Here is a 13,866-nt window from a genome sequence, read left to right as displayed (position 1 = left end):
GAGGGGAGCGGCAGTGCTCAAACTCAGCGGCGACTGGCCACCGCGAAGGTGCGACGGAACGGCAGAACCGTGCCGCAGTCGCGGCTCGGGTAGGCCTCGGCGAACCGTTGTTTGAGGTCGTTCGCGAACTGTCGACGCAAGTCGTCCGGGAGCGCCTGTAGGTACGGTCGGGCGCCGGTGCCCGACATCCAGTCGAAGACCGGATCGGGTCCGTCGAGCACATGGAAGTAGGTCGTCTCCCAGACGTTGGCGTGATAGCCCCGCGCGGTGAAGAAGTCCAGGTACATCACGGCGTCGAGACGGGGCAGCGCTCGCAGGTCGCCGAAGGCCCCCACATATGGCTCCGTGGCGGCCAGGTCGGCGAGCGCGGAATGGGTGGGTGCCTCGGTGTTGTTGGGCACCTGAAGCGCGAACGCGCCGCCGTCGGTGAGGTGCCCGAGCAGCCGGTCGATGACGTCGAGATGATCGGGCACCCACTGGAACATCGCGTTCGAGATCATCAGGTCGACGGGGCGGTGCGGGGCCCAGTGGGACACATCGGCGACGTCGTAGTTGGCATGCGCGTCGGTGTTGTCGCGGATGGCGCGATCGACCATGGCCGCCGAGTCGTCGATGCCCAGGATCTCCGCGGCCGGCCACAGTGCGCGCAGGTGCTTGGTGAGATGGCCGGGACCGCAACCGAGATCGACCACCGAGGTCGGATTGATGGGTATCTGCCCGATGAGATCGAGGAACGGCCGAGCACGGTCGTCGGCGAACTGCAGGTAGCGTGTCGGGTCCCAGACAGCCATGGTTCCACCCTAGGTCCCGGGGCTGCCGATGTCAGCGACGCGAGCACTTTGCCTCCCGGTGAGCCCGCGGTCGCGCGCGGCGGCTGCCGTAGGCTTCCCCCGTGACAGCTTCAGCGAATCCTGAGTCTGACAGTTCGCCGGCGGACCCGGCCGGTGCGGCCGTGGTCGAGATCTCGACCGACGGTGCGTGTCTGGGCAACCCCGGTCCCGGCGGGTGGGGTGCGGTGCTCCGCTACAAGGGCACCGAGAAGCGGATCTCCGGGTCCGAACCCGACACGACGAACAACAAGATGGAACTCACCGCCGCCATCGAGGGTCTCGCGGCGCTGACCCGGCCGTCGAACGTGATCATCTACACCGACTCGACGTATGTCCGCAACGGGATCATGAAGTGGGTGAACGGCTGGCAGGCCAACGGATGGAAGACCAAGGACAAGAAGCCGGTCAAGAACGCTGACCTGTGGCGGCGCCTCGTCGACGAGGAGAAGCGGCATCAGGTGGAGTGGCGCTGGGTGAAGGGCCACGCGGGCGACCACTTCAACGAGATCGCCGACGAACTCGCCACCACCGCCGCGCGGGCGGTGGCGCGATGACCGTTCCGGTCGCCGTCGAACCCCACCACGACGAGCACCTCGTCGCCGCCGTCGAGGGCGCGGGCGGTCGTGTCGTCGAGCTCCACGAGGCTCGCGTGCTGGTCTGGATCGGCCCGCCCGCGGAGTTTCCCCAGTTGCCCGACGCCGTCGAGTGGGTGGCGCTCAAGACCGCGGGCATCGAGGACTACGTGGCGGCCGGCGTGCTCGACGACCGCCGTCTCTGGACCAATGCGTCGGGTTTCTACGCAGAGAACGTGGCCGAGCACGCGCTGGCGCTGCTTCTCGCGGGGCTGCGGCAGATCAACACGGCAGTACTACGGCACTGGGACAAGGACCGGATCGACACCGCGGTGCGGTCGCTGCACGGATCGACGGTGACGATCGTCGGTGCGGGTGGCATCGGTGCATCGCTCGCGCCGCGGCTGCGCGCATGCGGGGCGCGGGTCGTCGCGGTGAACCGGTCGGGCCGCGACGTTCCCGGCGCGCACGAGGTGCGGCGGTCGAGCGAGCTGGCCGACGTGTGGGGTTCGACCGATCATGTCGTGCTGGCGGCGCCCGCGACACCGGAGACCCACCACATGATCGACGCCGAGAGTCTCGCCGCGCTCCCGGACCACGCCTGGATCGTGAACGTCGCGCGTGGACCGCTGGTGGACGAGACCGCCCTGTACGACGCACTGACCGAGGGCCGGATCGCGGGTGCGGCGCTGGACGTGACCGATCCCGAGCCGCCCCCGGCCGACCATCCGCTCTGGTCGCTTCCCAACGTGATCATCACCCCGCACGTCGCCAACCCGGCGTCCGGTCTGACCCGCGAACTCGCGCCGTGGGTGGCCGAGAATCTCCGCCGGTTCGCGGCGGGGGAGGAGTTGCTGTCGGTGGTCACCTCCGGCCGCGATTACTGACGTCGTGACCTGCTGATTCCGAGGGATTTCTAGAACACGTTCTCGTTTTGTCGATCGGCGTGGCATGGTCGACAGGTGATTCTCGACAGATTCCGGATAGACGACCAGGTGGCCATCGTGACCGGCGCGAGCCGTGGGCTCGGGGCGGCGATCGCGGTCGCCTTCGCCGAGGCGGGCGGCGACGTGGTGATCGCGGCCCGCAGTGAGTCCGACCTCGAACAGGTCGCCGAAAGGGTCCGTGCGGCCGGCCGGCGGGCGCACACCGTCGCCGTGGACCTCGGCGACCCCGACGCCGCGGCCGCGCTGGCGCAGACCGCGGTGGACGAGTTCGGGCGCCTCGACACGGTGGTCAACAACGTGGGCGGCGCGATGCCACGTCCGCTGTTCGACACGAGCCCCAAGCATCTGCGGGACGCGTTCGACTTCAACGTCGGCAACGCGCACGCACTCGTCGTCGCCGGCTCCAAGCAGATCCTCGCGACCAGCGGCCGGGGCTCGATCATCAACATCACGTCCGCGGTCGGCCGCCTGCCCGGCCGCGCCTACGCCGCCTATGGCACCGCGAAAGCGGCTCTCGCGCACTACACCCGCATCGCCGCGATGGACCTGAACCCGAGGATTCGGGTCAACGGCATCGCGCCGGGCGCCATCCTCACTTCGGCGCTGGAGATCGTCGCCGGCGACGAGGGGATGCGCACCGCAGTCGAGACGTCCACGCCGTTGCACCGACTTGGCGAACCGGAGGACATCGCCGCCGCGGCGCTGTACCTCGCCTCGCCGGCGGGGGCCTACGTCACCGGCAAAATCCTCGAGGTCGACGGCGGGATCATCGCGCCCAACCTGGACCTGCCGATCCCCGACCTCTGATCAGCGGGCTCGATCCGAGCGCGTGATCATTCCGAGCCCCGCTCGAGGGCACCGGCGATCTGACGTTCGAGCTGCGCCGCGGCCATCTGTGGAACGTCGATGATGCCCTCGAGTTCGGCTCGGGCCTTCTTGTAGGCCGACTGCCGCTCGGCGGGTGTGGCCGCGGAGTCGGCGGCGACGCTGATCAGCTTGCGCGCCCGGTCGAGGGCTTCGCGTTCGACGGGTGAGAAGTCGGATTGTCTGCGCCGCCGGGATTCTCGCTCCGCCGCGTCGAATGCCGCGGCGTATTCGCCCACGGCGTCGCGGTACTCGGCGAACTCGGTGGGCGGCAAGGACGCGTCCGGCTCGGGGCGCAGATCGTCGGCGCGGACCCGGGCGCGGTGGAACGCGAGGGTCAGCGGCTCACGCATGTCGGTCATCATCGGGTACTCGATGAGCGTCGCGAGATCCAACTCGTAACCGAACCACTTCTCGTTCAGCGCGTCGTGCTGTCGGAGGGCCCGGCGAACCTGGTCAGCCGACGCCGTCGTGAGCTTGAGCTGCTCGGTCCGGGCGTTCGCCTTGATCCGCGCCAGTTCGATCTTGTCCTTGCGCCGTTTCTCGTTGTACTTCGCGATCGATCCCGCCCAGCCGCCGACGACAGCGCCGATGGGGAAGATCAGCCACCAGTTGTCCGTCGCGAAGCTGACGATCTCGTTCACGGCTCAACTGTACCGAGACGAGGCCTGGCTCATTAGGGTGAACGCATGGCCGACCCCGATGCGCCGAAGCTCGCCGTGGACACGATCGAGGCATGGCGAGAGTGGTTGCGGGACAACCACGACTCGTCCGCGGGTGTGTGGCTGGTGTTCTGGCGCAAGGGATCGGGCCGGGAACCGCTCGACTACGACGAGTGCGTCCGGGAGGCGCTCTGCTGGGGTTGGATCGACGGACACACCCGGGTGATCGACGCCGAACGGCGCGGTATGTGGTTCACCAGACGCGGCCGCACCAGCGGATGGTCGGCGTCGAACAAGGCCCGCGTGGCCGACCTCGCCGCTGCCGGGCGCATCCAGCCCGCGGGACAGGCCGTCATCGACGACGCCCAGGCCCGGGGACTGTGGACGATGTTCGACGACGCCGAGGCGCTGATCGAGTCCCCGGAGCTCGCCGCGGCACTCGACGCCGACCCGGTCGCGCGTGCCAACTGGGACGCGTTCCCGCCGAGTGCCCGCAAGTTCGGGCTGGCGCAACTGGCCATGGCGAAACGCCCCGAGACCAAGACCAAGCGCATCGCCACCATCGTCGAGCAGGCGGCGCGCAACGTCCGGCCGGGATGACCTTCGTGGCTCGCTGCACTGTTCCTCCGGGGGCGGTTGCCGCCGACCACCCGCGTGAAATCTCGTCCATCTGAGCACTGCGCGAGGGCGATATGCCCTTCCGGTGTCGTGAGGTGGATGAGAATTCTCGCGTGCATGGTTTCTGGACCCTTCGAGGCTCGCTCCGCTCGCACCTCAGGGGGCGGGCGGTAGGAGTTCCGCTGGCACCTCAGGAACAACCGGCATCAGCTCGCCTCGATCGCGCCGGTGAACTGGCTCTCGTAGAGGCGGCAGTAGGCGCCGCGGGCGGCGAGGAGCTCGTCGTGGCTGCCCTGTTCGACGATGTGGCCGTCCTCCATGACGACGATGACGTCGGCGTCACGCACCGTCGAAAGACGGTGGGCGATCACGAAACTGGTGCGATCCGACCGCAGGTTCGCCATCGCCTTCTGGATCAGGAGCTCGGTGCGGGTGTCGACCGAGCTCGTCGCCTCGTCGAGGATGAGGATCGTGGGCCGGGCCAGGAACGCCCGGGCGATCGTGATGAGCTGGCGTTCGCCGGCACTCACGCCGCCGCCCTCGTCGTCGAGGACGGTGTCGTATCCGTCGGGCAGTGTGCGCACGAAGTGGTCGACGTGGCTCATCCGGGCTGCGTCGAGCACCTCCTCGCGTGACGCGGTGGGGTCGCCGTAGGCGATGTTGTCGTAGATGGTGCCGCCGAACAGCCACGAGTCCTGCAGCACCATGCCCGTCCGTTCGCGAAGATCGTCTCGCGTCATCGTCGTGGCGTCGACCCCGTCGACACGGATGACACCGGAATCGACGTCGTAGAACCGCATGATGAGGTTGACCAGGGTGGTCTTGCCCGCGCCGGTCGGACCGACGATCGCGACCATGTGGCCCGGTCGGGCGACGAGACTGAGGTTCTCGATGAGCGGTTTGTCCTCGACGTAGCGGAACGAGACGTCGTCGAATTCGATGAGCCCGTTGTCCGAGGACGGGGTCTGCGGCCGCGCGGCGTCCGGGGTCTGCTCCTCGGCGTCGAGGATGTCGAAGATGCGTTCCGCGGAGGCGACACCGCTCTGCATGAGGTTGATCATCGACCCGATCTGGGTGAGCGGCTGCGTGAACTGCCTCGAGTACTGGATGAACGCCTGCACCTCGCCGAGGCTCAGCGATCCCGACGCCACCCGCAGTCCGCCGACGACCGCGACGGCGACGTAGTTCAGGTTCCCCAGGAACATGATCGTCGGCATGATGACGCCCGAGATGAACTGCGCGCGCCAGCTGGACTCGTAGAGCTTCTGGTTGCGCTCGTCGAAGGTCGCCTCGATCTCGCGCTGACGTCCGAAGGCGGTCACCAGCTCGTGGCCGGTGAAGGCCTCCTCGACCTGGGCGTTGAGCGCCCCGGTCGAGGACCACTGGGCGGAGAAGTGCGGCTTGGAACGTTTGGCGATGACCCCGGTGGCGACGATCGCCAGCGGCACCGTGGCGACGGCGATCAGTGCCAGGAGCGGCGAGATCCAGAGCATCATGATCAGCAGGGCGATCACCGTCAGCACGGAGTTCGCGAACTGGGAGATCGTCTGCTGCATGCTCTGCGACAGGTTGTCGAGATCGTTGGTGACCCGGCTGAGCAGTTCGCCGCGGGGCATCGTGTCGTAGTAGCGCAGCGGTAGGCGGTGCACCTTCGCCTCGACGTCGTCGCGCAGACGTCGGATGGTCCCGACCACGACGATGTTCAGCAGGTAACCGGCCAGCCACGCCAGCAACGACGAGACGACGTAGAGCGCCAGGGTGATCAGCAGCACCCGCCCGACGTCGCCGAAATCGACTCCGACGCCGGGGGTCACGTCCATGGACGAGACCATGTCGGCGAAGGTGTTGTCGCCGCTCTCGCGGAGGCCCGCGACGGCCTGGTCCTTGGTGAGACCCTCGGGCAGTGTTCGTCCGATGACGCCGTCGAACACGAGGTCGGTCGCGTGCCCGAGGACCCGTGGCGCGATGGCGATGAGCACGACCGAACCCACCAGGGAGCCCAGGGTCACCGTCATCAGCATCCGGTAGGAGGCGAGTTGGGCGACAACGCGTTTGACCGACGGCCAGAACGACCGCGGTTTGGATTCGGGTCCGGCCGCCATCGGCGGGCCTCCGGGCCGGGTCATGAACGCTCCTCCATCGCCATCTGCGATTCGACGATCTCGGCGTAGGTGGGACACGACTGTCGCAGGTCGTCGTGCGTTCCCAGGCCGACGATTCGGCCGCGATCCAGGACGACGATCTGTTCGGCCTCGACGATGGTCGAGACACGTTGCGCCACAACGATCACCGCTGCGTCGCGGGTTGCGGGCCGGAGGGCGGCCCGCAGTCGTGCGTCGGTGGTGAGGTCGAGTGCGGAGAACGAGTCGTCGAAGAGGTAGATCGAGGGCTTGCGGATGAGAGCGCGTGCGATCGCGAGGCGCTGGCGCTGCCCGCCAGACACGGTGGTCCCGCCCTGGGAGACCTTGGTGTCGAGCCCGTCGGGCATGGCGGACACGAAGTCCTCGGCCTGTGCGATGCGCAACGCCTCCCAGATCTCCTCGTCGGTCGCGTCGGACTTGCCGTGCAGCATGTTGGAGCGGACGGTTCCGGAGAACAGGTAGGGACGCTGGGGGACGAGGCCGACCACCGACCGCAGTTCGTCCGGGTCGAGCCGTTTGACGTCGACGCCGCCCACCCGGACCTCGCCGGCCGTGGTGTCGATGAGGCGGGGTACCAGACCCAGGAGCGTCGTCTTGCCCGATCCGGTCGATCCGACGATCGCGGTCGTCGTGCCCGGCGCGACCTGGAAGGTGATGTCGTGCAACACCGGATCGCTGGCACCGGGGTAGCGGAACTCGGCGGCCTCGAACTCGACCATGCCGGGATGCGAGGCGAATCCGACGGGATCGGAGGGCGGGTGCACCGAGGTCTCGGTGGCGAGGACCGCCGAGATGCGTTCGGCGCAGACCGCGGCCCGCGGCGCCATCATCGCGAGGAACGACGCCATCATCACCGACATCAGGATCTGCATGACGTAGCTCATCACCGCCGTCAGTGCCCCGATCTCGAGGGAGCCGTCGGACACCGCGTGACCGCCGAACCAGATGACCGCCACGATGGTGACGTTGGTGATCACCATGACCGTCGGGAACATCAGTGCCATCAGCCGGCCGACGTGGAGGGTGGCGTCGGCGAGGTGGTCGTTGGCCACCGCGAAGCGTTTGCGCTCGTAGTCTTCGCGGACGAAGGCGCGGACGACCCGGATGCCGGTGATCTGTTCGCGCAGCACGCGGTTGACGTTGTCGATCCGCTCCTGCATCGCGCGGAACCCGGGGATCATCTTCGCGATGATCGCGCCCATCGACACACCGAGGATGGGTACCGCGATGGCGATGACCCACGACAGCGCGGGGGCTTCCCGCACGCCCATGATGATTCCGCCGACGCACATGATCGGTGCCATCACGAGGATCGCGCTGCTCATCACGATGAGCAGCTGCACCTGCTGGACGTCGTTGGTGGTCCGGGTGATCAGCGACGGTGCCCCGAAGGTACCGACCTCGCGTGCGGAGAACGAGTTGACGCGGTGCAGGAGGTCGCCGCGGATGTCGCGGCCGACGCCGAGTGCGGCGCGCGCACCGAAGTACTGCGCGGTGACGGTCACGACGATCTGGGCCACGCTCACCAGCAGCATCCATCCGCCGATGCGCACGATGTAACCGGTGTCGCCGCGGGCGACGCCGTTGTCGATGATGTCTGCGTTCAGGCTCGGCAGGTACAGCATCGCGACGGTCGCCAGCAACTGCAGCACGATGACGAGGGCGACGTGGAGGCGATACCGGGAGAGGTAGGTGCGGACGAGCTGGGTCAGCATGCCGGCGCCGGGGGCGGGGCGAAGTTTGGCGGGGCGAGTGCTACTGCGATCACCTGCGCCAGGGTAGTTGCCGTTCGCAACGGACTCATCCGGGTATTCGTTCTACGGGAAGCGTCGACGACCACCCGGCCCGTGTGCGTCAGAGGATCGTCGGCGCGGTGAGGGCGACCGCGGCCTCGGCGGTGTGCGTGAGGAAGGTGAACGACTCCTGGAAGTACAGGTTCACGACGTCGGCGTCGTGCGAGTCGTAACCGATGGACACGTCCTGCCCGATGGTCAGCTCGAAGTCGCCGCCGCGGGTGCTCATCACGAAGGCCCCGCTGATCGCCGGCGCCCACACGATGTCGCCGGTGAGCAGGCGCTGGATGTGCTCGAGGATCGGGTAGCCGTGGTTCGATGTCTCGTTGACCTGCGTGTAGACCTCCGCCGACATGGCCACCGCGTACGGGCCGTCGACCGATGCCAGCCGCAGCGTGCTCAGCGCCTGGCTGACGGCCTCCGGGTAGTCGCGGACGTCGTCGGGCAGGGCGATCGGCGTGGCCGATGCCTCGGCCCGGATACCGCTGATCGATGCCGCGGCGTAGCCCTCGAAGATGGCCCGGTCCTCGGCGAGTGCGAGTTCGCGGGCGGCCTCGACGACCGGGTCCCAGTCGGAGTCCTTGGCGCCGCGATCGACGTCGTCGATCGCCTCGCGCGAGACGGTGAACGGGACCTTCAGTTCCACCAGTGACTGGGTGCGGCGCTGGAAGGCGGTGATGCCCTGGGCGGGCGAGTCGATCTTCGAGCGATGTCCCAGGGTGACCGATGCGGTGTCGGAGCCCAGCGGACCGGTGACGTCGACGAGCCGGCGGCCGGCGATGTTGCGCTTGAACGAGCGCGTCGCCTCCTCCTCGATCTCCGCCCACGCCGCTTCGGAGATAGGTGCGAGTTCGCGATGCAGGTTGTTCATGGTTTCTCCTTCAGTGCAGGGACCCGATGCCGAGCGAACCGTCGGACGGCGTTGCGCGGGCGGATTCGGGTACGGGGGCGCCACCCGGGGCGGGCGGCAGGTCTTCGAGGAAGTCGAGCGTCGGGGTGAAGAACTGGGCACCGGTGACCGCGGTCGTGAAGTCGAGGAGGCGGTCGTAGTTGCCGGGCGGGTCGCCGATGAACATCTTGCGGAGCATCTCCTCGGTGACGTCGGGGCCGGCCGAGTAGGCGATGTAGAAGGTGCCGTTCACCCCCGGGCCGTTCGCGCTGTTCCCGGAGACGTCGCCGTAGGGCATGTTGTCGCGGACGACGTCGATCTCCTCGCCGTTCTCGTCTTCGACCTTGTTCAGCGCGATGTGGGAGTTGATCGGCTTGTCGTCGTCGGACATCTCGATGTTGTCGAGCTTGGTGCGGCCGATCGCCGCCTCCTGGTCTTCGGTGCGCAGCGCGTTCCAGGCGGAGAGGTCGTGGACGTACCGCTGGATGGCCACGTAGCTGCCACCTTCGAAATCGGGGTCGTCGTCGCCGACGGTGATCGCGTCGATCGCGGCCTGGCCGGTGGGGTTCTCGGTGCCGTCGACGAAGCCGATGAGATCGCGGAGGTCGAAGTAGCGGAAGCCGTGGACCTCGTCCACCACCGTGACGGCGTCACCGAGTGCGGCGGTGATCTTGGCGCCGAGTTCGTAGCAGAGACCCATGTCGTCGGACTTGATGTGCACGAGCAGATCGGCGGGGGTCGCCGGCGCGGTGTGGACCTCGCCCACGTAGGGGACGAACGGTCGCAACGAGCGTGGTCGCGGACCGTCGAAGAGGCGATCCCAGGCGTCCGACCCGATCGACACGATGCCTGCCAGCGCTGCCTCCGGGGCCCGCGACGACACCGCGTTGTTCAATCCGGGAATCTCTTCCAGCGCATCGCGAACCGCGTCCTCACCGCCGTCGTCGATGGTGAAGACGAGGAAGATCGCCGACTTCGTCTTCCGCGTCAGGATGGTCTGGGGCACCGGCACGCTGAACACCCTAGCCGATGGGCATCGACGGTGGGGTGGCAGATCGTGCCGCGAATGTGTAGGGCAGGCAACCCTTTTCGTCGACGGGCAGACGTGTGTGGCCGGTTCGGGATCAGTTGCGCGGTATGGCCCGCGCCACTGCGCGTCCGGCGGCGCGGCCGGAGAAGATGCACCCGCCGAGGAACGTGCCCTCGAGGGCGTTGTATCCGTGCACGCCGCCGCCGCCGAAGCCGGCGACCTCACCCGCGGCGAACAGCCCGTCGAAGGCGCTGCCGTCGGGCCGTAGCACCTGGGAGTCGAGGTTGGTCTCTAGTCCGCCCAGGGTCTTCCGGGTGAGGACGTTGAGTCGGACCGCGATGAGCGGGCCGTGCGCGGGGTCGAGCAGCCGATGCGGCTTGGCCACCCGAACGATCTTGTCGCCGACGAACTGTCGTGCATTGGTGATGGCCATCAGCTGGGCGTCCTTGGAGAACTTGTTGCCGATCTCGGCATCCCGGGCGGACACGATCCGCTCGATGTGCGCGAGGTCGAGCTGCGGACCACGTGCGATCTTGTTCATCCCGGCCACCAGTTCGGGCAGGTTGTCGGCGACCACGAAGTCGACGCCGTTGCGGATGAACGCGTCGACCGGACCGGAGGCGCCCTTGGCGAGCCGGCTCCGCGCGGTGAGCTTGAGGTCCTTCTCCGTGATGTCGGGATTCTGCTCGGACCCCGACAGCATGAACTCCTTCTCCACGATCGTCTGGGTGAGGAGGAACCACGAGTAGTCGTGCCCGGCGGCGAGGATCGCCTTCATCGTCGAATTGGTGTCGAATCCGGGGAAGTTGGGCGGGGCGAGGCGGTTGCCGTTCGCGTCGAGCCAGAGCGAGGACGGGCCCGGGATGATCCGGATCGCGTGGTCTGGCCAGATCGGATCCCAGTTGTGGATGCCCTCGGTGTAGTGCCACATGCGGTCGCGGTTGACGATGCTGGCCCCGGCGGTCTCGCTGATCTCCAGCATCCGGCCGTCGACGTGTGCCGGCACACCGGAGATCATGGTCTGCGGCGCTGGACCGAGCCGGTCGACCGGCCAGTTCTTGCGGATCAGGTCGTGGTTGTGGCCGATGCCGCCGGAGGTGACGATGACCGCGCCCGCGCGGATCTCGAAGTCGCCCACCACATCCCGATTGGAGGCCTGACCGCGATCGGCGTCGGTGGGGGCGAGGGTCGCTCCTCGGATGCCCACCGCCGTGCCGTCCTCGACGATCAGCTCGTCGACGCGGTGGCGGAACCGGAACTCGACCAGGCCGCGCTTCTCGGCCTCGAGGACCGGTTCGGCGAACACGCGGACGACCTCCGGGCCGGTGCCCCAGGTGAGGTGGAACCGGGGCACCGAGTTGCCGTGACCGTCGGCGAAGCCGCCGCCGCGTTCAGCCCACCCGACGATCGGGGTGATACGCAGGCCGAGGTCGTGCAGGTACTGGCGCTTCTCCGTTGCCGCGAAGTCGACGTAGGCGCGGGCCCATTGTCGGGGCCAGTAGTCCTCGTCGTCGCGGTCGAAGCCCGCGGATCCCATCCAGTCCTGCAGAGCGAGGTCGGCCGAGTCGTGGATGCCGAGGCGCCGCTGCTCGGGTGTGTCCACCATGAAGAGGCCGCCGAGTGACCAGAACGCCTGTGCGCCAAGGTTCTTGCGATTCTCCTGATCGACGACGAGCACGCGTCGCCCGGCTTTGGTGAGTTCGTACGTCGCGACGAGACCCGCAAGTCCCGCACCGACGACCACCGCGTCGGCCTCGTGCTCCGCCACCGCAACTCCTCACACCGCCGCCACGCCGGGCTGCTCCCGGCATGTGCACTCGCAGACGAGGTTAGCCCGGCACTACAGCGAGATGTCGGCGTACCGGTGGAACCACGGCGCGGCCTGCTCGAGGCCGGCGGCCAGAGCGAGGAGATCGCCGTCGGCGCCGAGTCTGCCGACGAACTGGACGCCCAGGGGGAGCCCGGTGTCGGTCCAGTGCAGCGGCACACTCATCGCCGGTCGGCCCGTCAGGTTCGCGAGCTGCGTGTACGGCACCCAGCCGAGGCTCTCGTAGACGAGTTGGTCGATGATGCCCAGGCGCGAGATGACGCGGCCGCCGCGGGCGCGCGCCGCGAGGCGGGCCGCCTGCTGGAGAACCCGCGGGGTGGTCATCGATCCGATGCGCGGCGGCGGCACCGCCAGCGTGGGGGTCAGCAGCAGGTCGTGGGTCTGGTGGAAACGTTCGAGTGCGAGGACGTGGTCGTTGATGTGGTCGAGTGCGGTGAACAGCGGCACGACGCCCGCGGAGCGGCCGAGTTCGGCGAGGGTCAGTGTGTCCGCCTCGAAGTGCGAGTCGGGTGCGCCGGTGAGCCGGCGGACCTCGTCGACCTGGGCGGCGCACTTGGCGAACCAGATGTCGAGAAAATCGCGGGCGAGTTCGGCGTCGTCGTGGGGCGGATCGACCTCGTCGACCTGATGGCCCAGGTCGGTCAGCAACGCCACGGCGTGCTCGACCGCGGCCACCGCCTCGGGGTGGGGATTCGGATTGATCGCCGACTTCGTGGTGACGCCGATACGCAGCAGGCGCGGGGGAGTCGCGATGCGGGCCGTGTAGCTCTCGGTGTGCAGGGGCGTCGGGTAGGTCGACGACGGCGTCGGCCCGATGAGGGCGTCGTAGAGGCCGGCGGCGTCGCGCACCGTACGCGTCACCACCCCTTCGATCCCCATGCCGAACAACGGCTCACCGGTCTGCGGACCGAACGGCATGAGGCCGCGCGAACTCTTCAACCCGAACAGGCCGGCGCACGCCGCGGGGATGCGTATCGATCCACCGCCGTCACTGGCGCCGGCCGCGGGGACGATTCCCGCAGCGACCGCCGCGGCACTGCCGCCCGAGGAGCCGCCGGCGGTGACCTCGGTGTTCCAGGGATTACGGGTGGGACCCCAGTACGTGGGCTCGGTGACCCCCTTGGCTCCGAACTCGGGTGTGTTGGTCTTGCCGAAGATCACCAGCCCGGCGTCGAGGAAGCGTTGAACGGTGACCGAATGCTCCTTGGCCACGTGGTTGGCGAGGGCGCGCGACCCCCGCGTCGTCGGATAGCCGCGGTAGTCCTGGGCCAGGTCCTTGATGAGGAACGGGACTCCGGCGAACGGACCGGACAGTTCGCCACCCGCCCGGCGGTCTGCCTCGGCATCCATGCGGATCACGATCGCGTTCAGAGCATCGTCGACCGCGTCGGCGCGCGCCCGCGCGAGGTCGAGGAGTTCGGCGGCGGTCACCTCCCCGGAGGCGACAAGCCCGGCCAGCGTGGTGGCGTCGGCCGCGAGGTACTCACCCATGTTCACCGACCCGACATTAGTGGGTGGCGGCGCGCCGGGCCCGGGATCGGGCCGACGACGATGCGGCGTCTGTGGGGGCGGGCCGGCCGAGGAATTGCGTGTCACCGTTGCCCACCCAAACGGGTAACGGCCGGGTCGCGCCGAGGCGGTCCGTTCGGAGGACAATCAGGCCGCGAGCGCCGCGAATGCCCCAAATGAGCT

Annotated in this window: 12 protein-coding genes; 4 read left to right on the top strand and 8 right to left on the bottom strand. The window is 68.4% G+C overall.

The window, feature by feature from the left end:
- Positions 1–23: 23 nt before the first annotated feature.
- The gene (locus ACSUZC_RS22620; protein ID WP_439030680.1) at positions 24–791 is read right to left on the bottom strand and encodes a methyltransferase domain-containing protein; all 768 of its coding nucleotides are present in this window, start codon (positions 789–791) and stop codon (positions 24–26) included.
- 101 nt (positions 792–892) lie between these two features.
- Here ACSUZC_RS22620 and rnhA point away from each other — a divergent pair, with 101 nt between their 5' ends.
- The 3 genes from rnhA (at position 893) to ACSUZC_RS22605 (ending at position 3,156) form a co-directional block, all read left to right on the top strand.
- A complete protein-coding gene (gene rnhA, locus ACSUZC_RS22615) occupies positions 893–1,384 on the top strand; it encodes a ribonuclease HI (protein WP_439030679.1) in 492 nt (163 codons plus the stop codon).
- The gene (locus tag ACSUZC_RS22610; protein ID WP_439030678.1) at positions 1,381–2,289 is read left to right on the top strand and encodes a D-isomer specific 2-hydroxyacid dehydrogenase family protein; all 909 of its coding nucleotides are present in this window, start codon (positions 1,381–1,383) and stop codon (positions 2,287–2,289) included. Before rnhA ends, ACSUZC_RS22610 begins: the two co-directional genes overlap by 4 nt.
- A 75-nt stretch (positions 2,290–2,364) precedes the next feature.
- Entirely contained in the window at positions 2,365–3,156 is a 792-nt protein-coding gene (locus ACSUZC_RS22605) for an SDR family oxidoreductase (protein ID WP_439030677.1), read from the top strand.
- 26 nt (positions 3,157–3,182) lie between these two features.
- On the opposite strand, the gene ACSUZC_RS22600 is transcribed toward ACSUZC_RS22605, so the two are convergent.
- Positions 3,183–3,857 (bottom strand): hypothetical protein, encoded by a 675-nt coding sequence (locus ACSUZC_RS22600; RefSeq protein ID WP_439030676.1) that lies wholly within the window; start codon positions 3,855–3,857, stop codon positions 3,183–3,185.
- Between the two features lie 45 nt (positions 3,858–3,902).
- Here ACSUZC_RS22600 and ACSUZC_RS22595 point away from each other — a divergent pair, with 45 nt between their 5' ends.
- Positions 3,903–4,475, top strand: a complete 573-nt coding sequence (locus ACSUZC_RS22595) for a YdeI/OmpD-associated family protein (protein WP_439030675.1) — start codon at positions 3,903–3,905, stop codon at positions 4,473–4,475.
- 224 nt (positions 4,476–4,699) lie between these two features.
- On the opposite strand, the gene ACSUZC_RS22590 is transcribed toward ACSUZC_RS22595, so the two are convergent.
- From ACSUZC_RS22590 to ACSUZC_RS22565, 6 genes are all read right to left on the bottom strand, one after another.
- A complete protein-coding gene (locus tag ACSUZC_RS22590) occupies positions 4,700–6,619 on the bottom strand; it encodes an ABC transporter ATP-binding protein (protein WP_439030674.1) in 1,920 nt (639 codons plus the stop codon).
- A complete protein-coding gene (locus ACSUZC_RS22585) occupies positions 6,616–8,349 on the bottom strand; it encodes an ABC transporter ATP-binding protein (protein ID WP_439030673.1) in 1,734 nt (577 codons plus the stop codon). The genes ACSUZC_RS22590 and ACSUZC_RS22585 overlap by 4 nt, the downstream gene beginning before the upstream one ends.
- A gap of 139 nt (positions 8,350–8,488) precedes the next feature.
- Positions 8,489–9,298 (bottom strand): family 1 encapsulin nanocompartment shell protein, encoded by an 810-nt coding sequence (locus ACSUZC_RS22580; RefSeq protein WP_439030672.1) that lies wholly within the window; start codon positions 9,296–9,298, stop codon positions 8,489–8,491.
- Between the two features lie 10 nt (positions 9,299–9,308).
- Positions 9,309–10,328 carry a Dyp-type peroxidase gene (locus ACSUZC_RS22575; RefSeq protein WP_439030671.1) on the bottom strand — a complete coding sequence of 340 codons (1,020 nt, stop codon included), beginning with the start codon at positions 10,326–10,328 and terminating at the stop codon, positions 9,309–9,311.
- Between the two features lie 112 nt (positions 10,329–10,440).
- Entirely contained in the window at positions 10,441–12,114 is a 1,674-nt protein-coding gene (locus ACSUZC_RS22570; RefSeq protein WP_439030670.1) for an FAD-binding dehydrogenase, read from the bottom strand.
- 72 nt (positions 12,115–12,186) lie between these two features.
- On the bottom strand, positions 12,187–13,665 hold the full coding sequence (locus tag ACSUZC_RS22565; protein ID WP_439033205.1) for an amidase: 1,479 nt from the start codon (positions 13,663–13,665) through the stop codon (positions 12,187–12,189).
- Positions 13,666–13,866: the final 201 nt, after the last annotated feature.

It is taken from the genome of Gordonia terrae, assembly GCF_051789125.1.
In the GTDB taxonomy this organism is placed as follows: domain Bacteria; phylum Actinomycetota; class Actinomycetes; order Mycobacteriales; family Mycobacteriaceae; genus Gordonia; species Gordonia terrae_A.
This window is presented reverse-complemented; position numbering and strand designations above follow the sequence as displayed.

Excerpts from the sequence above, each read along its gene's own strand:
- ACSUZC_RS22565 (WP_439033205.1), bottom strand. The coding sequence starts at position 13,665 with ATGGGTGAGTACCTCGCGGCCGACGCCACCACGCTGGCCGGGCTTGTC.
- ACSUZC_RS22610 (WP_439030678.1), top strand. The coding sequence starts at position 1,381 with ATGACCGTTCCGGTCGCCGTCGAACCCCACCACGACGAGCACCTCGTC.
- ACSUZC_RS22580 (WP_439030672.1), bottom strand. The coding sequence starts at position 9,298 with ATGAACAACCTGCATCGCGAACTCGCACCTATCTCCGAAGCGGCGTGG.
- ACSUZC_RS22590 (WP_439030674.1), bottom strand. The coding sequence starts at position 6,619 with ATGACCCGGCCCGGAGGCCCGCCGATGGCGGCCGGACCCGAATCCAAA.
- ACSUZC_RS22585 (WP_439030673.1), bottom strand. The coding sequence starts at position 8,349 with ATGCTGACCCAGCTCGTCCGCACCTACCTCTCCCGGTATCGCCTCCAC.
- ACSUZC_RS22620 (WP_439030680.1), bottom strand. The coding sequence starts at position 791 with ATGGCTGTCTGGGACCCGACACGCTACCTGCAGTTCGCCGACGACCGT.
- ACSUZC_RS22595 (WP_439030675.1), top strand. The coding sequence starts at position 3,903 with ATGGCCGACCCCGATGCGCCGAAGCTCGCCGTGGACACGATCGAGGCA.